Genomic DNA, 22,750 nt, shown 5'->3' on the forward strand with positions numbered 1-22,750 from the left:
ACCACCAGGTGACTTTTGTTGCTAAAATTCATCTTATTTTAAAGAAATGTTATCTTCGTCAATAGTCAATTGCCGGGATGCTCTTTATAATCCGCGCCAGGTAAACAACAACAAAACATCTTTTTCAGAGGTAATCATGGCTATTGAACGTACTTTTTCCATCATCAAACCAAACGCGGTGGCAAAAAACGTTATTGGGAGCATCTTTGCGCGCTTTGAAGCAGCAGGGTTCAAAATTGTCGGTACTAAAATGCTGCACCTGACCGTTGAGCAGGCGCGTGGCTTCTATGCTGAGCATGATGGTAAGCCGTTCTTTGACGGTCTGGTTGAATTCATGACCTCCGGTCCAATCGTTGTTTCTGTTCTGGAAAGCGAAAATGCCGTACAGCGTCACCGTGATCTGCTGGGTGCAACCAACCCGGCGAATGCGCTGGCGGGTACTCTGCGTGCAGACTACGCTGATAGCTTCACTGAGAACGGTACTCACGGTTCCGACTCCGTTGAATCTGCCGCGCGTGAAATCGCCTATTTCTTCGGTGAAGGCGAGGTTTGCCCGCGCACGCGCTAATCTCCTGCGTCTTTCACATCGCATCGTTTTCTATGCTTTCGGGGAGGCTCGAACGTGCCGCTTTCCTGCGATGCGAAATCCTTTGGAGAGGAATTAGCGATTTACATATTATTTTCGCTAATGCTTCGTGCAAACGTGGCATACCTGCGCCAGACTTTGTACAATGCAACGCCCCGGAAGAGCAGAACGCTTGCCGGGGCGTTTCTTTTTAACCCTCCACGGGCCACAACGTGTAACAACGAGGCCGGAAAAAATTATGTCTGAATTAGTTAACACCTCTGAAGTCGTCATTCCTGCGGTTCCAAATAAAAATGGAAAAATCAACCTGCTGGATCTGAACCGTCAGCAAATGCGCGAATTCTTCAAAGATATGGGTGAAAAACCGTTTCGTGCCGATCAGGTCATGAAGTGGATGTACCACTATTGCAGCGACAACTTTGATGACATGACTGACATCAATAAGGTGCTGCGTAACAAGCTGAAAGAAGTGGCTGAAATTCGCGCCCCGGAAGTGGTGGAAGAGCAGCGTTCCTCTGACGGTACGATCAAATGGGCCATCGCGGTTGGCGATCAGCGCGTAGAAACCGTGTATATCCCGGAAGACGATCGCGCGACCCTGTGTGTTTCTTCACAGGTCGGTTGTGCATTAGAGTGTAAATTCTGCTCTACGGCGCAACAGGGCTTTAACCGTAACCTGCGGGTGTCGGAAATCATTGGTCAGGTCTGGCGTGCGGCGAAAATCGTCGGCGCGGTGAAAGCAACGGGCGTGCGTCCTATCACTAACGTGGTGATGATGGGGATGGGCGAGCCGTTGCTCAACCTGACCAACGTGGTGCCAGCGATGGAAATCATGCTGGATGACTTCGGTTTTGGGCTGTCAAAGCGTCGCGTCACGCTCTCCACCTCAGGCGTTGTCCCTGCGCTGGATAAGTTGGGCGATATGATTGATGTCGCGCTAGCGATTTCTCTGCATGCGCCGAACGATGAAATTCGTGACGAAATTGTACCTATCAACAAAAAGTACAATATCGAAACATTCCTTGGCGCGGTTCGTCGTTATCTGGAGAAGTCCAACGCTAACCAGGGTCGTGTGACCATTGAGTATGTGATGTTAGATCACATCAATGATGGTACTGAACACGCACATCAGTTGGCAGAGCTGCTGAAAGATACGCCGTGTAAGATTAACCTGATCCCGTGGAACCCGTTCCCAGGCGCGCCGTATGGCCGTAGCTCTAACAGCCGTATCGATCGTTTCTCCAAAGTGTTGATGAGCTATGGTTTTACTACCATCGTGCGTAAAACACGTGGCGATGACATCGATGCAGCCTGCGGTCAGCTGGCGGGTGACGTTATCGACCGTACCAAGCGTACTCTGCGTAAGCGTATGCAGGGCGACGCTATCGATATCAAGACCGTTTGATGTTGAGTGCACTACGGTATAATTCATGTACCGTAGTGCAACGTAAGCCAAATGAGGTTCTTTGTTGTTGTTGTCAGGTCAATAATAACGGTGCGTTTTTGTCGACTTTAAGGCAGTATGTAACGGCGCAACAAGCCTTTAGCCCTCAGGTTTACGTTGTTTTGTCTTTGATAGTCTGACCGTTTTATACTGTCTGACGAAGGTTAACTGACCAGATGTTTCGCGGTGTGGGTGAGCATTGTGGCTCGCCGGCATCAGAACCCAAATTTACGCAGCTGTAGCGAATGAATACTGAAGCCACGCACGACAAAAATGAAGCACTATCCACCGGCGTTCGTCTGCGCAATGCCCGTGAACAACTCGGATTCAGCCAGCAGGCAGTCGCGGAGCGACTTTGCCTGAAGGTCTCCACGGTACGTGATATTGAAGAAGATAAGGCACCAGCCGATCTCGCTTCAACATTCCTGCGCGGTTATATCCGTTCTTATGCGCGTCTGGTGCATATTCCTGAAGAAGAACTGTTGCCAGGGCTGGAAAAACAGGCTCCGATTCGCCCAGCCAAAGTCGCACCGATGCAGAGCTTCTCGCTCGGTAAGCGTCGTAAAAAACGCGACGGCTGGTTAATGACCTTTACCTGGCTGGTGCTGTTTGTCGTTGTCGGACTGACGGGAGCCTGGTGGTGGCAGAACCATAAAGCGCAGCAGGAAGAGATTACCACCATGGCCGATCAATCCTCCGCTGAGCTGAATGCCGGTAAAGATGGTGCGCAGAACGTACCGTTAGATACCAGCGCCGCAGCGGGTCAGGATACTACCCCGGCTCCAGACGATGGCGCGGTGGCGGACGCAGCGCCTACGCCAGATGTTGCTGCAACCCCGGCACCTGCCGCTGATGCGCAGCAGAATGCCGTTGTGGCACCTTCTCAGGCTAACGTCGATACCGCAACTGCTGCGCCAGCGACCGCGGCGCTGCTGCCGACTGACCAGGCGGGTGTCACTACCCCAGCCGCCGATCCTAACGCACTGGTAATGAACTTTACCGCCGATTGCTGGCTGGAAGTGACCGATGCGACCGGAAAAAAACTGTTCAGTGGTATGCAGCGTAAGGACGGCAATCTGAATCTGACGGGTCAGGCGCCGTACAAACTGAAAATTGGCGCTCCGGCGGCAGTGCAGATTCAGTTCCAGGGTAAACCTGTCGATCTGAGTCGTTTTATCAGAACTAACCAGGTTGCGCGTCTGACCGTTAATGCCGAACAATCACCGGCTCAGTAACAGACGGCAATGCGGGAGATTTTTTAATGCATAACCAGGCTCCAATTCAACGTAGAAAATCAACACGCATTTACGTTGGGAACGTGCCGATCGGCGATGGCGCGCCCATCGCCGTACAGTCTATGACCAATACGCGTACCACAGATGTGGAAGCGACGGTTAATCAGATCAAAGCGCTGGAACGCGTCGGCGCAGATATTGTTCGTGTCTCTGTACCGACAATGGATGCCGCAGAAGCGTTCAAGCTTATCAAACAGCAGGTTAATGTCCCGCTGGTTGCCGATATTCACTTCGACTATCGTATCGCGCTGAAGGTGGCGGAATACGGCGTCGATTGCCTGCGTATCAACCCAGGTAATATCGGTAATGAAGAGCGTATTCGCATGGTAGTGGACTGCGCTCGTGATAAAAATATTCCTATCCGTATCGGCGTCAACGCCGGATCGCTGGAAAAAGATCTGCAGGAAAAATACGGTGAACCGACGCCGCAGGCGCTGCTGGAATCCGCTATGCGCCATGTGGATCACCTCGATCGTCTGAACTTCGATCAATTCAAAGTCAGCGTTAAAGCGTCTGACGTTTTCCTCGCCGTAGAATCCTATCGCCTGCTGGCGAAACAGATCGATCAACCGCTGCATTTGGGGATCACCGAAGCCGGTGGCGCACGCAGTGGGGCGGTAAAATCAGCGATCGGTTTAGGATTGCTGTTGTCCGAAGGGATCGGCGATACGCTGCGTGTCTCTTTGGCGGCGGATCCGGTGGAAGAGATCAAGGTTGGCTTCGATATCCTGAAATCGCTGCGCATTCGTGCCCGCGGGATCAACTTTATCGCCTGCCCAACCTGCTCGCGTCAGGAGTTCGACGTTATCGGTACGGTGAACGCGCTGGAACAACGTCTGGAAGATATCATTACGCCAATGGATGTTTCGATCATCGGCTGCGTGGTGAACGGTCCTGGCGAAGCGCTGGTTTCTACGCTGGGCGTGACGGGCGGTAACAAGAAAAGCGGTCTGTATGAAGACGGCGTGCGTAAGGATCGACTCGATAACGACGATATGATTACGCAGCTTGAAGCCCGCATTCGCGCCAAAGCGAGTATCCTGGACGAAGCGCGTCGTATTGACGTGCAGCAGCTTGAAAAATAACAACGTGATGGGAAGCGGCGTGCTTCCCGTGTATGATTGAACCCGCATGGCGCCCGCATTGTTCGGGTTAGCGCTGAGGGTTCATTTTTATATTCATAAAGAGAATAAACGTGGCAAAAAACATTCAAGCCATTCGCGGCATGAACGATTATCTGCCTGGCGAAACCGCCATCTGGCAGCGCATTGAAGGCACTCTCAAAAACGTGCTCGGCAGCTACGGTTACAGTGAAATCCGCTTGCCGATTGTAGAGCAGACCCCGTTATTCAAACGCGCGATCGGTGAAGTCACTGACGTGGTTGAAAAAGAGATGTATACCTTTGAGGACCGTAATGGCGACAGCCTGACGTTGCGTCCTGAAGGGACTGCGGGCTGCGTACGCGCCGGCATCGAACATGGTCTCCTGTACAATCAGGAACAGCGTCTGTGGTATATCGGGCCGATGTTCCGCCACGAACGTCCGCAAAAAGGGCGCTATCGTCAATTCCATCAGCTGGGTGTCGAAGTGTTTGGCCTGCAAGGCCCGGACATCGATGCTGAACTGATTATGCTGACCGCTCGCTGGTGGCGCGCGCTGGGTATTTCTCAGCATGTCAGCCTTGAGCTGAACTCAATTGGTTCGCTTGAAGCCCGCGCTAACTACCGTGATGCGCTGGTCGCCTACCTGGAACAGCACAAAGAGAAACTGGACGAAGACTGCAAGCGCCGTATGTACACTAACCCGCTGCGCGTTCTCGACTCCAAAAACCCGGAAGTACAGGCGCTGCTCAACGACGCACCTGCGCTGGGCGACTATCTTGATGACGACTCTCGCGAGCACTTTGCGGGCCTGTGCAAACTGCTGGAATCCGCAGGTATTGCCTACACCGTCAATCAGCGTCTGGTTCGTGGTCTTGATTATTACAACCGCACCGTATTTGAGTGGGTTACCAGCAGCCTGGGCTCTCAGGGTACCGTGTGTGCCGGTGGGCGTTACGACGGTCTGGTAGAGCAACTTGGCGGTCGCGCAACGCCGGCCGTAGGCTTTGCCATGGGTCTGGAACGACTTGTTTTGTTAGTTCAGGCAGTTAATCCGGAATTTAACGCTGATCCTGTTGTCGATATATACCTGGTCGCTTCGGGGGCGGATACGCAGTCGGTGGCAATGCGGCTTGCAGAACGTCTGCGCGATGAAGTTCCTGGTGTGAAACTGATGACAAACCACGGTGGCGGCAACTTTAAGAAACAGTTCGCCCGCGCCGACAAGTGGGGCGCCCGCGTTGCACTGGTACTGGGCGAGTCCGAAGTGGCTGACGGTACTGTTGTAGTGAAGGATTTGCGCTCTGGTGAGCAAACGGCAGTAGCGCAGGATAGCGTTGCCGCGCATTTGCGCACTCTACTGGGCTAAGGAGAAGGACAGCGTGGAAATTTACGAGAACGAAAACGACCAGATTGATGCAGTAAAACGCTTCTTTGCTGAAAACGGCAAAGCGCTGGCTGTTGGGGTCATTTTAGGGGTTGGCGCGCTGGTTGGCTGGCGTTACTGGACCAGCCATCAGACGGAGTCCGCACGCTCTGCTTCTCTGGCATATCAAAATACGGTGACTGCGGTTAGCGCGGGTAAACCGGATAGTCTTCCTGCTGCAGAGAAATTTGCCGCAGAAAACAAAAATACCTACGGCGCGTTAGCTTCACTGGAACTGGCGCAGCAGTTTGTTGACCAAAATGAACTTGAGAAAGCCGCAAGCCAGCTGCAACAAGGCTTAGCAGCGACCAGCGATGAGAATCTCAAAGCGGTGATTAATCTGCGTCTGGCGCGTGTTCAGGTTCAGCTTAAACAGGCTGATACCGCGCTGAAAACACTCGACACCATTAAAGGTGAAGGGTGGACGGCCATTGTTGCCGACCTGCGCGGTGAAGCATTGCTGAGCAAAGGCGATAAACAAGGTGCGCGTAGCGCATGGGAAGCGGGCGTGAAAAGCGATGCCTCTCCTGCTCTGAGCGAAATGATGCAGATGAAAATCAATAATTTGTCCATCTGAGAGGGACCCGATGCAATTGCGTAAATTACTTCTGCCAGGGCTGCTTTCCGTTACCCTATTGAGCGGCTGTTCACTGTTTAGTGGCGAAGAAGATGTCGTTAAGATGTCCCCATTACCGGTGGTTGAAAACCAGTTTACTCCGTCTACGGACTGGAGCACCTCTGTAGGTAACGGTATTGGTGATTTCTATTCCAATCTTCATCCTGCGCTGGCGGATAACGTTGTCTATGCAGCCGATCGCGCCGGCGTCGTTAAGGCGTTGAATGCGGACGACGGCAAAGAAGTCTGGTCTGTTAATCTGGGTGAGAAAGACGGCTGGTTCTCCCGCGCATCTGCACAGCTTTCTGGCGGTGTAACCGTGTCCGGTGGCCATGTTTACATTGGCAGCGAAAAAGCGCAGGTTTATGCGCTGAACACCAGCGATGGTACCACCGCATGGCAGACGAAAGTTGCCGGTGAAGCGCTGTCTCGTCCTGTTGTGAGCGATGGCGTGGTATTAATTCACACCAGTAACGGTCAGTTGCAGGCCTTGAACGAAGCAGACGGCGCCATCAAATGGACCGTTAACCTCGACATGCCTTCTCTGTCTCTGCGCGGCGAATCTGCCCCAGCGACCGCCTTTGGCGCAGCTATCGTTGGCGGTGATAACGGCCGCGTAAGCGCCGTGCTGATGCAGCAGGGCCAGATGATTTGGCAGCAGCGTATTTCTCAGGCGACAGGTCCAACGGAAATCGATCGTCTGAGCGACGTTGATACCACGCCGGTTATCGTCAATGGCGTTGTCTACGCGCTGGCTTATAATGGTAACCTGACGGCGCTGGATCTGCGCAGCGGCCAGATCATGTGGAAACGTGAACTGGGCTCAGTGAATGATTTCATCGTCGACGGTAACCGTATCTACCTGGTTGACCAGAACGACCGTGTACTGGCGCTAACCACCGATGGCGGCGTGACGCTGTGGACGCAAAGCGATCTGCTGCACCGTCTGCTGACGTCCCCGGTATTGTATAACGGCAATCTGGTCGTGGGTGATAGCGAAGGCTACCTGCACTGGATTAACGTTGACGATGGCCGCTTTGTCGCCCAGCAGAAAGTTGACAGCTCTGGTTTCCTGACCGAGCCGGTCTCTGCTGATGGTAAACTGCTGATCCAGGCGAAAGACGGTACGCTGTACTCTATTACGCGTTAATCGTCCCGGCCGCTCGCTTTGAAAAACGGCTCCTGGTGCAGGGGCCGTTTTACTGTTTTTAACAACGGCGCAAAAAATGTGCCCGTTGTCTGATGATTTATTAAATGAGGCTTTAAACATGGTACCTGTGGTCGCGCTTGTCGGGCGCCCTAACGTTGGCAAATCCACGTTATTTAACCGTCTAACTCGCACCCGAGATGCGCTGGTTGCGGATTTCCCGGGTCTGACTCGTGACCGTAAGTACGGTCGTGCGGAAATTGAAGGCCGCGAGTTTATCTGTATTGATACCGGCGGTATTGATGGCACCGAAGACGGTGTAGAAATCCGCATGGCGGAACAGTCGCTGTTGGCGATCGAAGAAGCGGACGTTGTGCTGTTCATGGTAGATGCACGTGCTGGCCTGATGCCTGCGGATGAAGCCATTGCGAAACATCTGCGTTCGCGCCAGAAACCGACGTTCCTGGTAGCCAACAAAACTGACGGACTCGATCCTGATCAGGCGGTCGTCGATTTCTACTCGCTGGGTCTGGGTGAAATTTATCCGATCGCGGCATCCCATGGTCGTGGCGTTCTCAGCCTGCTGGAGCATGTTCTGCTGCCGTGGATGGATGACGTTGCTCCTCAGGAAGAGGTGGATGAAGATGCAGAATATTGGGCGCAACTGGAAGCCGAAGAGAACGGCGAAGAAGAGCCTGAAGATGACTTCAATCCGCAGGATCTGCCGATCAAACTGGCGATTGTTGGTCGCCCGAACGTAGGTAAGTCCACGCTTACTAACCGTATTCTCGGCGAAGACCGCGTAGTGGTTTACGACATGCCGGGGACCACGCGTGACAGTATTTATATCCCGATGCAACGCGATGAGCGCGAATATGTGCTCATTGATACCGCGGGCGTGCGTAAGCGCGGCAAAATTACCGAAGCAGTAGAAAAATTCTCAGTTATCAAAACGCTGCAGGCGATTGAAGATGCCAACGTGGTGATGCTGGTGATTGACGCGCGCGAAGGTATTTCCGATCAGGACCTGTCGCTGCTGGGCTTTATCCTCAATAGTGGGCGTTCACTTGTTATTGTGGTCAACAAGTGGGATGGCCTGACGCAGGAAGTGAAAGAGCAGGTCAAAGAGACCTTGGACTTCCGTCTGGGCTTTATTGATTTTGCGCGTGTACACTTCATCTCTGCGCTGCACGGCAGCGGCGTGGGTAATCTGTTTGAATCGGTCCGCGAAGCGTATGACAGCTCTACCCGTCGCGTTAGCACCGCGATGCTGACGCGCATTATGACTATGGCGGCAGAAGATCATCAGCCGCCGCTGGTGCGTGGTCGTCGTGTGAAGCTGAAATATGCCCACGCCGGTGGTTATAACCCACCAATCGTGGTGATTCACGGCAACCAGGTCAAAGACCTGCCGGATTCCTACAAGCGTTATCTGATGAACTATTTCCGTAAGTCTTTGGATGTGATGGGGACGCCGATCCGCATTCAGTTCAAAGAAGGGGAAAACCCGTTTGCGAACAAACGCAATACGCTGACGCCGACGCAGATGCGTAAACGTAAGCGTTTGATAAAACACATCAAAAAAAGCAAGTAACTGTTGCTGATTCTGATAAAAACCCGTGCTTGTCGCGGGTTTTTTTTCGACGTTCCATCGCCAGCCTCAGCCCGTGCGATGTCAATCACTATTCATTTTTTACCAAGTTTAAATCTAAGAAAGTAGACATTTGTCGAGTTTTCGTCTTAAAGTCCGGGGGCTGGTACTAGACAAAACTAGCCTTAGGTTATCAAATGGTTAAATAAATTTTCGCCGCATGTAAAAAATCGGTCAGATACGTAACTGGCTGGCGTACATCGCGGTGTTTACACACACGACGACATAACTTTCGGGAGAATTATGCAATCCTCTGTTAATCAAAAAGAAAGCCGAACTTTCTTCGGCCATCCTTATCCGCTCGGCTCGCTGTTCTTCACAGAGATGTGGGAGCGCTTCTCGTTTTATGGCATTCGCCCGTTACTGATCCTGTTTATGGCTGCTACCGTTTATGACGGCGGCATGGGGCTGGCACGTGAAAATGCCTCGGCGATTGTGGGTATCTTTGCCGGTACGATGTACCTCGCTGCGCTGCCGGGTGGCTGGCTGGCTGATAACTGGCTCGGCCAACAGAAAGCGGTGTGGTACGGTTCCATCCTGATTGCCCTCGGCCATCTGTCAATTGCGCTCTCCGCCATTATGGGGAACAACCTGTTCTTTATTGGTCTGATGTTTATCGTGCTCGGCTCCGGTCTGTTTAAGACCTGTATTTCGGTCATGGTTGGCACGCTGTATAAAAAAGGCGATGCGCGTCGCGACGGCGGTTTCTCGCTGTTCTACATGGGTATCAACATGGGGTCGTTTATCGCGCCGCTGATTTCCGGCTGGCTGATTAAAACCCATGGGTGGCACTGGGGCTTTGGCATCGGTGGTATCGGGATGTTGGTGGCGTTGATCATTTTCCGTGTATTTGCCGTTCCATCAATGAAACGCTACGACAGCGAAGTGGGGCTCGACTCCACCTGGAATAGCCCGGTAGTGAAACGTAACGGCGTGGGAGCGTGGCTGTTGGCGCTGGCTGTCGGTGCGGCGGTTATCGTTACGCTGATAGCGCAAGGCGTGATTGTAATTAATCCGGTCGCGGTTGCCAGCATGCTGGTGTACGTGATTGCAGCCTCCGTTGCGCTCTACTTTATCTACCTGTTCATCTTTGCCGGTCTGAACCGTAAAGAGCGCGCCAGACTGCTGGTCTGCTTTATCCTGCTGGTTTCCGCCGCGTTCTTCTGGTCCGCGTTTGAGCAGAAGCCAACCTCGTTCAACCTGTTCGCCAACGACTACACTAACCGTATGATCGGTGATTTTGAAATCCCGGCGGTCTGGTTCCAGTCGATAAACGCGCTGTTTATTATCCTGCTGGCACCGGTATTTAGCTGGGCATGGCCGAAGCTGGCAAGCATGAACATTCGCCCGAGTAGCATCACCAAGTTTGTTATCGGTATCCTCTTTGCGGCGGCAGGCTTTGGTCTGATGATGCTGGCGGCGCAAAACGTTCTCAGTAACGGCGGGGCAGGCGTTTCTCCATTCTGGTTGGTGGGCAGTATCCTGATGCTGACGCTTGGCGAGCTGTGCCTGAGTCCGATCGGTCTGGCGACAATGACGCTGCTGGCGCCGGAAAGAATGCGCGGGCAGATGATGGGCCTGTGGTTCTGCGCCAGTGCGCTGGGCAACCTGGCCGCAGGTTTGATTGGCGGTCATGTGAAGGCTGACCAACTGGATATGCTGCCGGATCTCTTCGCACGCTGCTCGATTGCGCTGCTGATCTGCGCTGCGGTACTGATCATCCTCATTGTTCCGATTCGTCGCATGCTGGAGAATACGCAAACTAAACCGGCAACTAGCGCCTGATAACACCTCGATTGTGCCGGGGCAGACGTTATGTCCCGGCTATTCAATTAACGAGGTAAGAGCATGCTGTTAGGATTTGTTGGGCTTGGTGCAGTCGTTGAAACGGCATACTTGCCCGCATTACGTAATATGTTCGGTGATGCACTACGCTGTGTGGGATTTGATGTTCAACCCGCAAAGCAGCCCGCAGACGTGACGCGCTGTGCGTTGCTCGCTGAACTTCTTGCAATGCCGCTTGATACCATTTTTATTACCACCGCATCCCTGTATCACCTCGATGTGCTTGAACAGGCGCTGGCGGCTCCCATCGCTCGTATCGTGGTCGAAAAGCCTATTGTCGCCACGCTTTCCCAAATTGAAAAACTGAAAACGCTGCTGGCTCAACCGGATGCTGCCAACCGCGTGCTGGCACTCGACCATTGGATGGCACGCAATGGCGCAATGCAGCTGGCGTTGGGCAAACTCGGAGCGCAGTGGCAGGGCGATAATCCGCAACAGGCACTTGTCTCTCATTTTTCACACATTGTTAAAATCGACGGTTTTTTGCAGGAACCGAGCGGGTTTAACGCTGTTGGAGAACCCATTGCGCTTAACTTTGCCACCGGTGAGCCGGATACCCGTGAGCTTCGTCATCCGGACGGTGTGATTCTGGACATTGGCACACATGTACTGGCAATGCTGCGTGAAACAGTGCGTTACCTGGGCGGTAATGACAGTATGACCTTGCAGGTGAAGAGCGCTAAAGACCGTCTGGGACGAAATATTGTAGAGGGTGACCTGACCACAGCAGAAGGAGAGGCGCATCTGCAGGGACAGATTAGCGGCATTCCGCTGGACATCTGGCTGAATAAATACGCGGGGCCGGCTGGCGGACAAAAAGGCTTGCGCCTTTGTCTGCGTGATGGTCGTGTCATTAGCCATGATCGCCGTGGTGTCGAGGATGTGCTCGAATTGATTGACGGTGATGTTGTACAACGCTGGAGTCTGCCTGGTAGTGTATATGCCCATTGTCTGGCGGAGCATATTCTGGGCGCGCAAAGTCAGTTTGAACGCAGTCCACAGGAAGTGAGCCGCACGACGCAGCGCAGGCTGGAGGAAGTGGAGTGCCTGTTAACGTTACAGCAGCAGTTACGCGGGCGGCATTAAACGCATCGTGTTAAACTCAGCGCAGTAATGGATCCCTGTACTGGAGTCGCTATGTCTATTATTTGCCCGGATTGTCATGCAGAGCTGGAGCCGCAAAACGGTATGGCGCACTGTGATAACTGTAATAAAGATATTCAGTTAGAAGCGCACTGCCCGGAGTGCAATCAGCCGCTGCAGGTGCTTAAAGCCTGTGGTGCGGTGGATTATTTCTGCCAGAACGGTCATGGCCTTATCTCGAAGAAACGCGTGGCGTTTGTGCCGCTTTAATCCTGTTTTTTCCTGCGTGTTTTCTTTGTCTTCGTGACAGCTCTCACTTCGCTTTCCACCCATCCGTCAGACAGGCGGGTGGTGAGCACATCACCTGCTGTAACCTGTTTAGTCTGTTTCAGCACTTCACCCTCTTTTGCGGTCGTCACGCTATAACCGCGGGCCAGCGTGGCCAGTGGGCTGACTGCCTCAAGATGGGTAACCGCGTTGCCAAAACGCTCGCGCTGTTCGCTTAAACGCGCACGGATATTTTCCGCCAGGCGGTATTCCAGTTGCTGAATGCGTGTTTGCGCACGGTAAATACGCGGCTGCGGGTTTTGCTGATTCAGACGCTGCAGCATGCGCTGCTGACGCTGATTTGCCTGTTTAATCTTATTCTCAAGTGCGAAGTTCATTCTCTGACGCAGTCGTTCCAGCACGGTCTGTTGACGGGCCAGACGCAGTTGCGGATGCTGCTGTTGCAAGCGGTGATGAAGCTGGGTAAATCGACGAGTACGATTGGCGAGGTAGTAGTCCATCGCCATCTCCAGACGCTGCTGACCATGCTGTATTTGACGCAGCAGTTCAAGCTGATTACGGCTGACAATTTCTGCTGCCGCCGACGGCGTAGGTGCCCGTAAATCTGCAATAAAATCGGCAATAGTGACATCGGTTTCATGGCCGACGGCGCTGACGACTGGAATGCGGCTGGCAAAGATCGCCCGTGCAACACGTTCGTCGTTAAAGCTCCACAAATCTTCCAGCGAGCCGCCGCCGCGCCCGACGATCAGCACATCGCACTCGCCCCGCGCGTTCGCCAGTTCAATGGCCCGAACGATCTGCCCTGGCGCATCATCGCCCTGGACTGCGGTCGGGTAGATAATAACGGGCAGGGAAGGGTCGCGACGCTTCAGGACGTGGAGGATATCGTGCAGCGCGGCGCCGGTTTTAGAGGTGATTACCCCGACGCAGTGGGCCGGTGAAGGCAGCGTTTTTTTGAACTGCTGATCGAATAGCCCTTCAGCCTGCAGTTTGGCCTTGAGTTGCTCATATTTTTGCTGCAGCAATCCTTCGCCCGCTGGCTGCATGCTTTCAACAATTATCTGATAGTCGCCGCGCGGCTCGTACAATGTAATGTTGGCGCGTACCAGTACCTGCTGACCGTGCTGTGGTCGGAACGTTACACGGCGATTGCTGTTGCGAAACATCGCGCAGCGTACCTGAGCGGTGTCATCTTTGAGCGTGAAATACCAGTGACCGGAGGACGGCTGAGTGAAATTCGAAATTTCACCGCTGATCCACACTTGTCCCATTTCCTGCTCAAGCAGCAAACGAACCGTCTGATTCAGGCGGCTTACGGTAAAAATTGAGGTGGTCTGAGAGGATAACATGTGAGCGGGATCAAATTCTAAATCAGCAAGTTATTCAGTCGAAAGTAACATGCTCACAGAGGAGCGCAAGGTTTTTTTGCAAAAAAGTGTGGATGCAATCGGTTACGCTCTGTATAATGCCGCGGCAATATTTAATAACCTCCCAGGTGAGATATTGCCCATGCTACGTATCGCAAAAGAAGCCCTGACGTTTGACGACGTCCTCCTCGTTCCCGCTCATTCTACCGTTCTGCCGAATACTGCTGATCTCAGCACCCAGTTGACGAAAACCATTCGCCTGAACATTCCTATGCTCTCCGCAGCAATGGACACCGTGACGGAAGCGCGCCTGGCAATTGCCCTGGCTCAGGAAGGCGGCATCGGTTTTATCCACAAAAACATGTCTATTGAGCGCCAGGCGGAAGAAGTTCGTCGCGTGAAGAAACACGAATCTGGCGTCGTGACCGACCCACAAACCGTACTGCCAACCACCACTCTGCGCGAAGTAAAAGAACTGACCGAGCGTAACGGTTTCGCAGGCTACCCGGTAGTGACTGAAGATAACGAACTGGTCGGCATCATCACCGGTCGTGACGTACGGTTTGTGACTGATCTGAATCAGCCGGTTAGCGTCTACATGACGCCGAAAGAGCGTCTGGTGACCGTTCGTGAAGGCGAAGCACGCGATGTTGTCTTTGCCAAAATGCACGAAAAACGCGTCGAGAAAGCGCTGGTTGTTGACGACAGCTTCCATCTGCTCGGCATGATCACCGTTAAAGATTTCCAGAAAGCGGAACGTAAACCTAACGCCTGTAAAGACGAGCATGGTCGTCTGCGCGTTGGGGCTGCTGTAGGCGCAGGTGCGGGTAACGAAGAGCGTGTTGACGCGCTGGTTGCCGCTGGCGTGGATGTTCTGCTGATTGATTCCTCTCACGGTCACTCAGAAGGCGTACTGCAGCGTATCCGTGAAACTCGTGCTAAATACCCGGATCTGCAGATCATCGGGGGGAACGTTGCGACTGGTGCAGGCGCTCGCGCGCTGGCGGAAGCCGGCTGCAGCGCTGTTAAAGTCGGTATCGGCCCAGGCTCCATCTGTACTACCCGTATCGTTACCGGCGTAGGTGTACCACAGATCACCGCCGTTTCTGACGCCGTTGAAGCGCTGGAAGGCACTGGTATCCCGGTTATTGCCGATGGCGGTATTCGTTTTTCCGGCGACATCGCAAAAGCTATCGCTGCGGGTGCTTCTGCAGTGATGGTTGGCTCTATGCTGGCGGGGACTGAAGAATCTCCGGGCGAAATCGAACTGTATCAGGGCCGTTCTTACAAATCATACCGTGGTATGGGCTCTCTGGGCGCGATGTCCAAAGGTTCTTCCGACCGTTATTTCCAGAGCGATAACGCTGCTGACAAACTGGTCCCGGAAGGTATTGAAGGTCGCGTTGCGTATAAAGGTCGCCTGAAAGAGATCATTCACCAGCAGATGGGTGGCCTGCGCTCCTGTATGGGTCTGACCGGCTGTGGTACTATCGACGCGCTGCGAACAAAAGCAGAGTTTGTACGTATCAGCGGTGCGGGTATTCAGGAAAGTCACGTTCACGATGTGACCATCACCAAAGAGTCCCCTAACTATCGCATGGGCTCCTGATAAGTTTCCGCGCCCGGCTATATGCCGGGCGAATTTGTTTCACTTGCCTCGGAATTAGCGTCAATGACAGACAATATTCATAAACATCGCATTCTCATCCTTGATTTCGGATCTCAGTACACTCAGCTGGTTGCTCGTCGCGTACGTGAACTGGGCGTCTATTGTGAACTGTGGGCGTGGGATGTTACGGAAGCACAAATTCGCGAATTCAACCCAAGCGGTATCATTCTTTCCGGTGGTCCGGAAAGCACCACTGAAGAAAACAGCCCGCGTGCGCCGGAATACGTTTTCACTGCGGGCGTGCCTGTGTTCGGCGTGTGCTACGGCATGCAGACTATGGCAATGCAGCTCGGTGGTCATGTTGAAGGTTCTAACGAACGTGAATTCGGCTATGCGCAGGTTGAAGTTCAGACCGACAGCGCGCTGATCCGCGGTATTGAAGACTCTCTGACCGCAGACGGCAAACCACTGCTGGACGTGTGGATGAGCCACGGCGACAAAGTGACCGCTATTCCGGAAGGTTTCGTGACCGTTGCCAGCACCGACAACTGCCCGTTTGCCATCATGGCGCACGAGGAAAAACGTTTCTACGGTGTGCAGTTCCATCCGGAAGTTACCCACACCCGTCAGGGGATGCGCATGCTGGAGCGTTTTGTGCGCGACATCTGCCAGTGTGAAGCGCTGTGGACCCCGGCAAAAATTATCGATGACGCCGTTGCCCGCATTCGTGAGCAGGTTGGCACTGATAAAGTGATCCTCGGCCTCTCCGGCGGCGTTGACTCCTCCGTCACCGCGATGCTGCTGCACCGTGCGATTGGCAAAAACCTGACCTGTGTGTTCGTCGACAACGGTCTGCTGCGTCTCAACGAAGCTCAGCAGGTGATGGATATGTTCGGCGACCATTTCGGCCTGAACATCATTCATGTTGAAGGTGAAAAGCGTTTCCTGGACGCGCTGAAAGGCGAGAACGATCCGGAAGCTAAACGTAAAATCATCGGCCGCGTGTTCGTGGAAGTCTTCGACGAAGAAGCGCTGAAGCTGGAAGACGTTAAGTGGCTGGCGCAGGGAACCATCTATCCGGACGTGATCGAATCCGCGGCTTCTGCCACTGGTAAAGCGCACGTCATCAAATCTCACCACAACGTGGGCGGTTTGCCGAAAGAGATGAAGATGGGTCTGGTTGAACCGCTGCGTGAGCTGTTCAAAGACGAAGTGCGTAAGATTGGTCTGGAACTGGGTCTGCCGTACGACATGCTGTACCGTCACCCATTCCCGGGGCCGGGTCTGGGCGTACGCGTGCTGGGCGAAGTGAAGAAAGAGTACTGCGACCTGCTGCGCCGTGCGGATGCTATCTTCATTGAGGAACTGCACAACGCTGACCTGTACAACAAAGTGAGCCAGGCGTTCACCGTGTTCCTGCCAGTACGTTCCGTTGGCGTCATGGGCGATGGCCGTAAGTACGACTGGGTTGTTTCCCTGCGTGCTGTTGAAACCATCGACTTTATGACCGCGCACTGGGCGCACCTGCCGTATGACTTCTTAGGCCGCGTCTCTAACCGCATTATCAACGAAGTTAACGGTATTTCCCGCGTGGTGTATGACATCAGCGGTAAGCCGCCAGCTACGATTGAGTGGGAATGATTTACAGCTAACTCACAGCTAATCATTTCTATTCAATTTCGCACTCAACCCTCTGTTTTTACAGGGGGTTTTTCTTTATATCACATCATATCTATTCACTCTATCTCACATTTTTCGTCGGTACAGGTGACGGTATTACCCTAAAGGTATACTCTTCATACCGTCAAACCATGGATGCATTACGGGTGAATTGTGCTTACTGATACCAAATTAAAAAACCTCAAACCGCAGGACAAACTGTATAAGGTTTCAGATCGTGACGGGCTTTACGTCGCAGTGCTTACTTCCGGCTCTGTCTCGTTCAGGTACGACTACCGCATTAACGGACGACGGGAAACTCTGGTCATCGGTCAGTATGGTCGTGACGGTATCAGCCTTGCGGAAGCTCGTGAAGAACTTATTGCTGCAAAGAAACTGCTGAAGGCAGGCCAGTCGCCTGCTGCTGCGAAACGTGACGGTATCAGGCAGATCGCCGGGGCCGAAACATTCGCGGTATATACCGACGCCTATATGAAATACGTCACCCTGGCCGAAAGCACTCGCGCTATGAAGCAGGCAGTGATCGACAGGGATATCCTCCCGGCACTCGGCAACAAAATGATGACTGAGATAACTACCAGAGTGGTGCGCGACCTTTGCGATCGTATCGTCGAGCGTGGCGGCCGGGCGACGGCGATTCAGGTCAGGGAGATAATCAGCAGCGTATACCGGTACGCCAACGATCGCGGGCATGGCCTGTTCAATCCGGCGGCTGACATTAAGCCATCATCCATTGCCATGTTTAAGCCGCGAGAACGCACGCTTTCACCAGAGGAGATCGGGATATTTTTCCGCGCGCTGGATGACGTCGGTGCTATGGGCACCATGAAGATGGCGCTCAAGCTGGTTCTGCTTACCCTGGTCCGCAAAAGCGAATTCACCCACGCCACATGGTCAGAAGTCGATTTCAAAAAATGGACATGGACGATACCGGCGGAACGAATGAAGGGAAGCCGGGCACACGTTATCTATCTGCCAAAGCAAGCGCAGGATCTCATGGTTGGCCTGCAGATGTGCGCTGGTGGAAGTGAATACCTGGTGCCAGGGCGCTACAACTTCCGCAAGCCTTTATCGAACGCCGCTCTGAACTCCCTTATCAACCGGACCGTGGAGACCATAAACAAAGACGGCGAAAAGATACAGGACTTCACAGTGCATGACCTGCGCCGGACGGCCAGCACGCTGCTGCATGAAGCTGACTATCCCTCGGACTGGATAGAGAAGGCACAGGCGCATGAGCAGAAGGGAGTGCGTGCAGTATACAACAAAGCGGAGTATGCCAGGCAACGTGCCTATATGCTGCAACAGTGGGCTGATATGGTCGATGCCTGGGTTAACGGGGAGCACACCGATCTGGTTCCGTTCTCCCCGTCGAAGTTTGAGATGTGGATGGAAGGGATTGGTTGATATTTATTTCTCCGTATTCTTATCGATTAGCCGCATCATGCGTCTGAGCATTTTTTTGTATCGATCTGGTTCGTCGAACTCAATCGAGAATCCTGGATCGCAAAGGCCGCCATGTTCGTAATATGATTTCTCAATCGGATACTTAGCCAATATTTTTGCATGCGCCTCCGCTCTTACCGCCGCCCTGCGCGTCAGAAAATGTCGACCGCGAGAAGGAGAAAACCAGACTTTTTTCATTTGCATGGTCACTGTGCTCATACTGTTCGTTCCTTCCCGCAAATATTAGATGTTGATGGCGAAGAGTTATTAAGTGCCGCTGTTAGCATCTCAACATCACTGCGCAACCTGTTTATTTCATCGTCGCGCTGCACAATCACAGCGCGCTGCTCTTCCAGTTGGCGGATTAACTCCGCCTCGTTGAACATAGTCATGCGGCCTCCGTTCTCACAACTGGAACGGAGCAGCCCGGCAGCAACTGCACTGCTGGACCGTCGCACTGATTTCCCCATACATCGAATCCATGCGACGACTGGCGAGCGAATAGCTCAATACGTGGAACCTCACCCAACAACTGCACCAGTTTTTCTCGCACGATATCCGGCTTGCGGGAGTTCTCCAGCCTCGGCGCGGTGACATGCTGGCAGATTGAGGCGTCCATACGGGCAGGAAGTTTGCCGCGCACCGCAAACAGGCAGTCTTCGCTGTTTGCCCTGGTCATGTGGCCCATGCCGATCGCGCTGTTCCCTTTGTGCTTGTTCGTCTTATGCCAGGTGAATCCTTTCATGGTCATCAGGCGGAAGCCCCACGCTTCGATAACCTTCAGCGCTTCAACCGGTTGAGTCGGAACCCACCACATCGCCAGCAGACAATCATCGGCGGCAAGATCCCACACCGGAAGGCGGCAGATATCCAGCACGTTCATGACAGGGTATTTGAACCCGGCGCCGCGCTCTCCGTCGGCTGCTTTGTCACGGTAAACCCAAGGAGGGTCGGCGTAGATAAGAGTGTATTTACCGGTCATGCTATACCTGCCTTAATTGGACGAACCTTAAGAGATTCATTCAGCTTTTCAGCCACTCTCTGAGCTGCTATAGGGTTGCGAATAATCAGTTTGGCTGGAGTTAACCAGCCTCCATACTTCATCGAATAAATTAGTGTCACCATTCCAACGGTGATATCGTCTTGCGGATTAGTCATACACCACCCCGCGACATCCGATCCCTGCGTATTCACCACGGCGCAGGCCATTACCTTTCGATATGCACTGATCACGGCGTATCGCTATTCTGGCGCGTTCAACCTCACCGACTGCTGCATCCATGCACAGCAACCATAGTCTTGCTGCAATGCGGTACTGGCCTTTCGATTCACGCTCAACAGCGCGCTTTTCTACCTCCATTGCTGCCGGAGTTACGGCGACTACTTTTGAAGCCTGACGCTGAGACACATAGTTCAGGTGATACTTTTCAAGACGGGTTAATTTGCTCATCGGATCCAGCCTTCTCTGAAAATTACCGCCAGCAGATAGAGCCAGGCGGAAACGGCGGTCAGGAATAAGTACCATCCTGACCATTTTTCCCAGTGCCTGATCAGCGCTGTCATGCGGCGTTACTTACTGGGCGGTAAACACGCTGATCAACCGGCGGCTTTTTTCCTGTGAACTCTGCCGGGCTGGTGGCCTGACGTTCATCAAGCCAGTTCTCAACCTCTTCAGCGTTCCATGCACAACGCTTATCAGTGATCCAGAAGCGCTGCGGGAACTCGCCATTGCGCTCCATGCGGTCAATGGTGCTCATAGATACCGGCACCACTGCCATCAGTTCCTTTTTGCCAAATGCTCTTTTCATCATTACCTCTCTTGCATTTGCGACGCGCGCGGCGTCGCAGTGGTGGTTACATCGGTACTTCGTTCAGTTCGTCGCAGCGGATGGTGTAAACGTCAGTTGCTTTTGCCAGCAGGTCATCATCACCTGCCAGTTTCTGAGCAACATATTTGTAAGCTTTGTCCAGGTCGGCCTGAGTGTTGTAGTTCATCGCCGCGCCGGAAAATGCGTGCAGAATCTCTTCAGGGCCGCGATCATCTTTTTGCTGATGACGCTCTTCCTGCTTCTGCTCTGGCTTTGAGTTGATCAGGCTGTTCATGCCTTGAGCCGTTGCCGCTGCTGGCGTGATATCTCGCTCAACACGCGGTGTTGCCTCCTGCAATTCGTCAGGGGTGTAAACGCCGAGCAGAACATCAGGGGCATGCAGGCGAGCCCAGCGCTTAACGCACAGATAAGCAAGCTGCTGACGTGGATCCTGTTCCCACAGTGGAGAGTTACGGACACCGGCCTGAGCCATGCTGATGGTAAGTTCACGCGGCTCTGCTTCGCCTTTCAGCACTGCCGATACTGTTACGGTCAGTGATGGAGATTTATCGCTCTTGCCATTCACCTTTGACCAGTCGCCGTCCCAGCGATAATTCAGGCGGGTGGCCAGAAGATTGGAAGAGGACACAACCGCGTTTACCAGCTGCGCCTCATAGCCAAGCGTGCCGTTAACCACGTGCGTCTTCTGCGCAACAGCGAACGGGTTCATGCCCCATTGTGCTGCTTGCATGGTTACAGCCAGGCAATCAGCAGTCTTTCCTGCTAGGTGCTGCGGAACGGTGGCTTTGCTGTCAGCCATCAGGGTGGCAAATCGCACCAGGCGATCCATCCCTTCCGGGCTGAAGATTGCCGCGGCGGTGCCGACGGTAGCACCAGGCTGAGAAGTGATTGCGATATCGTTGCTCATACGTACATATCCTGTTTACGTGCCCACTCAGGGCGTTTAATAACTTCAAATCCACCCCAGTCGCCTGTTTCGCGGCACTGGTGATAGGTATTCAGATCCCGGCGGTATAGCGCATGCCCTGTGTCCACGTCCTGCGCATCCAGTTCGAACACCCGCACCGGGTAGCGGCCGCAGTCAATGGTTTCGCTCACTGCCAGGAAGAAGAATCCATGTGGATCGCCGGTGGTTTGCTGCGCGCCTTCGCGGTACATCGCGTCCTGTACGTGGTACCGGAATTCCTCAATGTGGCGCGAGAAACGCTCAATATCGGCAACCTTCTTCACGTCCAGCAGGGCAGGGTGATTCTTCAGGCGCTTGTCCGGGCGTATGCGGCACAACTCTCCAGTCTCCGGATCCGTCCAGTAGTGAGAGGCTTCGCAGAATCCTTCCGCCTCAAGCAGCCAGCGCGCTGCCGGGTGCGCCATTGCGCTATCACGCATAAGTTTCAGCTTCCGGCCCTGTTCGGCGTCCATTACAGTCATGCCCATGTTCTCGACGTCTTTCAGGAAGGCTTCCTGATCTGCTTTCCCTTGGTTGGTTCTCAGGTTGAACTGCGGCGCCACGATGAAGCGCTTATCGAACTCTTCCGGTTCCAGAAGCAGGCAGTGCAGGGCAGTTCCCATATCCAGAGCTTTCAGCTTTTCGGTATCGACCGGTGCTGATTTCTGCCACTGCAGAAGGGCCGGGCTCAGCGCCACCATATCCAGCTGCGATTTACTCACGCCGTCGCCGGCGTGGTAGTCCTCGTTGCTGATATCGAAGTAAATTCCTGGTGTCATGCCGCGTTCCTCGCCGTATCCAGCTGGTCAGCCAGATCCCACTTGGCAATGATGCCGGTCAGTTCCCGCTGATACGCGGCCAGGCATTCTTCAAACTCAGAGCTCATCATCAGCTCTTCCAGGATCTCGCTGCGCACGCCTTTGCGCTCCAGCTCGTAGAATGGCTTTTGCAGCTGATGGAACTTGATCGCGTCGATAAGCTCGACGTGGCGCTCGTACAGCATCTGGTTAAGCTGGTAGTCGCCGTCGATGTTGTTCATGATTTTTTTCAGGTTGTTAATCTGCTGAGTATTCATACGCACCTCAGTACTTGATAGAGACTGCAGATACCTTCCCGCTGGCGATGGCGATCAGTGCCTTCTCTGCCATTTCCTGCGTAAGGCCGCTTTCAATCAGGTCTGCGATAGCCTGTCGATTGATGCTGCGGCGGTGCTCTTTATCAGCGGCCCGGCGCGCTTCTTCTTCCGCAATGCGCTTCTGCTTGTCAACGACGGGTAAAAAGTGATCCACTTACATCTCCACCGACGGTCTAATATTGATCCACCGTTTTACTCAGGATTAGCTTCCGCTATAACCCCAGCCTTTCGTTTCTGTTTCAGTCGATAGCTC

At 53.5% G+C, this 22,750-nt stretch carries 24 protein-coding genes and 1 pseudogene; 14 read left to right on the forward strand and 11 right to left on the reverse strand.

The window, feature by feature from the left end:
• Window positions 1–136: 136 nt before the first annotated feature.
• The 11 genes from ndk to BZK42_RS21205 all read left to right on the forward strand — a co-directional run bounded on the left by ndk (window position 137) and on the right by BZK42_RS21205 (window position 12,464).
• Window positions 137–568, forward strand: coding sequence for a nucleoside-diphosphate kinase (gene ndk, locus BZK42_RS21150; RefSeq protein WP_003037710.1), 432 nt, complete (start codon window positions 137–139; stop codon window positions 566–568).
• Between the two features lie 256 nt (window positions 569–824).
• Window positions 825–1,991, forward strand: a complete 1,167-nt coding sequence (gene rlmN / locus BZK42_RS21155; RefSeq protein WP_016154002.1) for a dual-specificity RNA methyltransferase RlmN — start codon at window positions 825–827, stop codon at window positions 1,989–1,991.
• 284 nt (window positions 1,992–2,275) lie between these two features.
• A complete protein-coding gene (gene rodZ / locus BZK42_RS21165) occupies window positions 2,276–3,265 on the forward strand; it encodes a cytoskeleton protein RodZ (RefSeq protein ID WP_080860041.1) in 990 nt (329 codons plus the stop codon).
• Window positions 3,266–3,291: 26 nt separating this feature from the next.
• Window positions 3,292–4,410 (forward strand): flavodoxin-dependent (E)-4-hydroxy-3-methylbut-2-enyl-diphosphate synthase, encoded by a 1,119-nt coding sequence (gene ispG, locus BZK42_RS21170; RefSeq protein WP_016154000.1) that lies wholly within the window; start codon window positions 3,292–3,294, stop codon window positions 4,408–4,410.
• Between the two features lie 110 nt (window positions 4,411–4,520).
• Window positions 4,521–5,795 (forward strand): histidine--tRNA ligase, encoded by a 1,275-nt coding sequence (gene hisS, locus BZK42_RS21175; RefSeq protein ID WP_016153999.1) that lies wholly within the window; start codon window positions 4,521–4,523, stop codon window positions 5,793–5,795.
• A gap of 13 nt (window positions 5,796–5,808) precedes the next feature.
• The gene (locus BZK42_RS21180) at window positions 5,809–6,429 is read left to right on the forward strand and encodes a YfgM family protein (protein WP_016157128.1); all 621 of its coding nucleotides are present in this window, start codon (window positions 5,809–5,811) and stop codon (window positions 6,427–6,429) included.
• Between the two features lie 10 nt (window positions 6,430–6,439).
• Window positions 6,440–7,618 carry an outer membrane protein assembly factor BamB gene (bamB, locus tag BZK42_RS21185; protein WP_016153997.1) on the forward strand — a complete coding sequence of 393 codons (1,179 nt, stop codon included), beginning with the start codon at window positions 6,440–6,442 and terminating at the stop codon, window positions 7,616–7,618.
• 118 nt (window positions 7,619–7,736) lie between these two features.
• Window positions 7,737–9,209: a ribosome biogenesis GTPase Der gene (der, locus tag BZK42_RS21190; RefSeq protein WP_080860061.1), complete on the forward strand. Its 1,473-nt coding sequence runs from the start codon at window positions 7,737–7,739 to the stop codon at window positions 9,207–9,209.
• Between the two features lie 300 nt (window positions 9,210–9,509).
• Window positions 9,510–11,051, forward strand: coding sequence for a peptide MFS transporter (locus BZK42_RS21195; RefSeq protein WP_016157127.1), 1,542 nt, complete (start codon window positions 9,510–9,512; stop codon window positions 11,049–11,051).
• Between the two features lie 63 nt (window positions 11,052–11,114).
• Window positions 11,115–12,197, forward strand: coding sequence for a Gfo/Idh/MocA family oxidoreductase (locus tag BZK42_RS21200; protein ID WP_080860043.1), 1,083 nt, complete (start codon window positions 11,115–11,117; stop codon window positions 12,195–12,197).
• A gap of 51 nt (window positions 12,198–12,248) precedes the next feature.
• Window positions 12,249–12,464 carry a zinc ribbon domain-containing protein gene (locus BZK42_RS21205; protein WP_016157125.1) on the forward strand — a complete coding sequence of 72 codons (216 nt, stop codon included), beginning with the start codon at window positions 12,249–12,251 and terminating at the stop codon, window positions 12,462–12,464.
• Here BZK42_RS21205 and xseA read toward each other — a convergent pair.
• Window positions 12,461–13,834, reverse strand: coding sequence for an exodeoxyribonuclease VII large subunit (gene xseA / locus BZK42_RS21210; protein ID WP_080860045.1), 1,374 nt, complete (start codon window positions 13,832–13,834; stop codon window positions 12,461–12,463). The genes BZK42_RS21205 and xseA overlap by 4 nt on opposite strands.
• Before the next feature lie 160 nt (window positions 13,835–13,994).
• Between xseA and guaB the strand changes: the two genes are divergently transcribed.
• The 3 genes from guaB to BZK42_RS21225 all read left to right on the forward strand — a co-directional run bounded on the left by guaB (window position 13,995) and on the right by BZK42_RS21225 (window position 18,548).
• Window positions 13,995–15,461 carry an IMP dehydrogenase gene (guaB, locus tag BZK42_RS21215; RefSeq protein WP_019077375.1) on the forward strand — a complete coding sequence of 489 codons (1,467 nt, stop codon included), beginning with the start codon at window positions 13,995–13,997 and terminating at the stop codon, window positions 15,459–15,461.
• A gap of 63 nt (window positions 15,462–15,524) precedes the next feature.
• On the forward strand, window positions 15,525–17,102 hold the full coding sequence (gene guaA / locus BZK42_RS21220; RefSeq protein ID WP_016153990.1) for a glutamine-hydrolyzing GMP synthase: 1,578 nt from the start codon (window positions 15,525–15,527) through the stop codon (window positions 17,100–17,102).
• A gap of 192 nt (window positions 17,103–17,294) precedes the next feature.
• On the forward strand, window positions 17,295–18,548 hold the full coding sequence (locus BZK42_RS21225) for a tyrosine-type recombinase/integrase (RefSeq protein ID WP_080860047.1): 1,254 nt from the start codon (window positions 17,295–17,297) through the stop codon (window positions 18,546–18,548).
• 3 nt (window positions 18,549–18,551) lie between these two features.
• Here BZK42_RS21225 and BZK42_RS21230 read toward each other — a convergent pair whose 3' ends face one another.
• From BZK42_RS21230 to BZK42_RS21270, 10 genes and pseudogenes are all read right to left on the reverse strand, one after another.
• On the reverse strand, window positions 18,552–18,806 hold the full coding sequence (locus BZK42_RS21230; protein ID WP_080860049.1) for a hypothetical protein: 255 nt from the start codon (window positions 18,804–18,806) through the stop codon (window positions 18,552–18,554).
• Entirely contained in the window at window positions 18,803–18,979 is a 177-nt protein-coding gene (locus tag BZK42_RS28755; RefSeq protein WP_158083370.1) for a hypothetical protein, read from the reverse strand. Before BZK42_RS28755 ends, BZK42_RS21230 begins: the two co-directional genes overlap by 4 nt.
• Window positions 18,976–19,569: an MT-A70 family methyltransferase gene (locus BZK42_RS21235; protein WP_080860051.1), complete on the reverse strand. Its 594-nt coding sequence runs from the start codon at window positions 19,567–19,569 to the stop codon at window positions 18,976–18,978. Before BZK42_RS21235 ends, BZK42_RS28755 begins: the two co-directional genes overlap by 4 nt.
• On the reverse strand, window positions 19,566–19,745 hold the full coding sequence (locus tag BZK42_RS21240) for a DUF1317 family protein (protein WP_080860053.1): 180 nt from the start codon (window positions 19,743–19,745) through the stop codon (window positions 19,566–19,568). The genes BZK42_RS21235 and BZK42_RS21240 overlap by 4 nt, the downstream gene beginning before the upstream one ends.
• A complete protein-coding gene (locus BZK42_RS21245; RefSeq protein WP_000041117.1) occupies window positions 19,738–20,037 on the reverse strand; it encodes a PerC family transcriptional regulator in 300 nt (99 codons plus the stop codon). The genes BZK42_RS21240 and BZK42_RS21245 overlap by 8 nt, the downstream gene beginning before the upstream one ends.
• Before the next feature lie 109 nt (window positions 20,038–20,146).
• Entirely contained in the window at window positions 20,147–20,395 is a 249-nt protein-coding gene (locus BZK42_RS21250) for a helix-turn-helix transcriptional regulator (RefSeq protein ID WP_000816432.1), read from the reverse strand.
• A gap of 46 nt (window positions 20,396–20,441) precedes the next feature.
• The gene (locus BZK42_RS21255; RefSeq protein WP_080860055.1) at window positions 20,442–21,323 is read right to left on the reverse strand and encodes a RecT family recombinase; all 882 of its coding nucleotides are present in this window, start codon (window positions 21,321–21,323) and stop codon (window positions 20,442–20,444) included.
• Complete coding sequence (locus BZK42_RS21260; protein ID WP_080860057.1) at window positions 21,320–22,141, reverse strand: PD-(D/E)XK nuclease-like domain-containing protein; 822 nt, start codon at window positions 22,139–22,141, stop codon at window positions 21,320–21,322. The genes BZK42_RS21255 and BZK42_RS21260 overlap by 4 nt, the downstream gene beginning before the upstream one ends.
• Window positions 22,138–22,437, reverse strand: a complete 300-nt coding sequence (locus BZK42_RS21265; RefSeq protein ID WP_032439434.1) for a hypothetical protein — start codon at window positions 22,435–22,437, stop codon at window positions 22,138–22,140. The genes BZK42_RS21260 and BZK42_RS21265 overlap by 4 nt, the downstream gene beginning before the upstream one ends.
• 7 nt (window positions 22,438–22,444) lie before the next feature.
• Window positions 22,445–22,624, reverse strand: a pseudogene (locus tag BZK42_RS21270) (hypothetical protein); the annotation flags it as partial.
• Window positions 22,625–22,750: the final 126 nt, after the last annotated feature.

The sequence above is a fragment of the Citrobacter braakii genome (genome assembly GCF_002075345.1).
In the GTDB taxonomy this organism is placed as follows: Bacteria; Pseudomonadota; Gammaproteobacteria; order Enterobacterales; family Enterobacteriaceae; genus Citrobacter; species Citrobacter braakii.

What these genes read in the sequence shown, in the direction of transcription:
- BZK42_RS21245 (WP_000041117.1), bottom strand. Translation starts at nt 20,037, where the DNA reads ATGAGCAAATTAACCCGTCTTGAAAAGTATCACCTGAACTATGTGTCT.
- BZK42_RS21250 (WP_000816432.1), bottom strand. Translation starts at nt 20,395, where the DNA reads ATGAAAAGAGCATTTGGCAAAAAGGAACTGATGGCAGTGGTGCCGGTA.
- BZK42_RS21195 (WP_016157127.1), top strand. Translation starts at nt 9,510, where the DNA reads ATGCAATCCTCTGTTAATCAAAAAGAAAGCCGAACTTTCTTCGGCCAT.
- BZK42_RS21205 (WP_016157125.1), top strand. Translation starts at nt 12,249, where the DNA reads ATGTCTATTATTTGCCCGGATTGTCATGCAGAGCTGGAGCCGCAAAAC.
- ispG (WP_016154000.1), top strand. Translation starts at nt 3,292, where the DNA reads ATGCATAACCAGGCTCCAATTCAACGTAGAAAATCAACACGCATTTAC.
- guaA (WP_016153990.1), top strand. Translation starts at nt 15,525, where the DNA reads ATGACAGACAATATTCATAAACATCGCATTCTCATCCTTGATTTCGGA.
- BZK42_RS21240 (WP_080860053.1), bottom strand. Translation starts at nt 19,745, where the DNA reads ATGACTAATCCGCAAGACGATATCACCGTTGGAATGGTGACACTAATT.
- BZK42_RS28755 (WP_158083370.1), bottom strand. Translation starts at nt 18,979, where the DNA reads ATGACTATGTTCAACGAGGCGGAGTTAATCCGCCAACTGGAAGAGCAG.
- guaB (WP_019077375.1), top strand. Translation starts at nt 13,995, where the DNA reads ATGCTACGTATCGCAAAAGAAGCCCTGACGTTTGACGACGTCCTCCTC.
- xseA (WP_080860045.1), bottom strand. Translation starts at nt 13,834, where the DNA reads ATGTTATCCTCTCAGACCACCTCAATTTTTACCGTAAGCCGCCTGAAT.
- BZK42_RS21230 (WP_080860049.1), bottom strand. Translation starts at nt 18,806, where the DNA reads ATGAGCACAGTGACCATGCAAATGAAAAAAGTCTGGTTTTCTCCTTCT.
- BZK42_RS21260 (WP_080860057.1), bottom strand. Translation starts at nt 22,141, where the DNA reads ATGACACCAGGAATTTACTTCGATATCAGCAACGAGGACTACCACGCC.
- BZK42_RS21200 (WP_080860043.1), top strand. Translation starts at nt 11,115, where the DNA reads ATGCTGTTAGGATTTGTTGGGCTTGGTGCAGTCGTTGAAACGGCATAC.
- rlmN (WP_016154002.1), top strand. Translation starts at nt 825, where the DNA reads ATGTCTGAATTAGTTAACACCTCTGAAGTCGTCATTCCTGCGGTTCCA.
- BZK42_RS21235 (WP_080860051.1), bottom strand. Translation starts at nt 19,569, where the DNA reads ATGACCGGTAAATACACTCTTATCTACGCCGACCCTCCTTGGGTTTAC.
- rodZ (WP_080860041.1), top strand. Translation starts at nt 2,276, where the DNA reads ATGAATACTGAAGCCACGCACGACAAAAATGAAGCACTATCCACCGGC.
- bamB (WP_016153997.1), top strand. Translation starts at nt 6,440, where the DNA reads ATGCAATTGCGTAAATTACTTCTGCCAGGGCTGCTTTCCGTTACCCTA.
- BZK42_RS21255 (WP_080860055.1), bottom strand. Translation starts at nt 21,323, where the DNA reads ATGAGCAACGATATCGCAATCACTTCTCAGCCTGGTGCTACCGTCGGC.
- der (WP_080860061.1), top strand. Translation starts at nt 7,737, where the DNA reads ATGGTACCTGTGGTCGCGCTTGTCGGGCGCCCTAACGTTGGCAAATCC.
- ndk (WP_003037710.1), top strand. Translation starts at nt 137, where the DNA reads ATGGCTATTGAACGTACTTTTTCCATCATCAAACCAAACGCGGTGGCA.
- BZK42_RS21265 (WP_032439434.1), bottom strand. Translation starts at nt 22,437, where the DNA reads ATGAATACTCAGCAGATTAACAACCTGAAAAAAATCATGAACAACATC.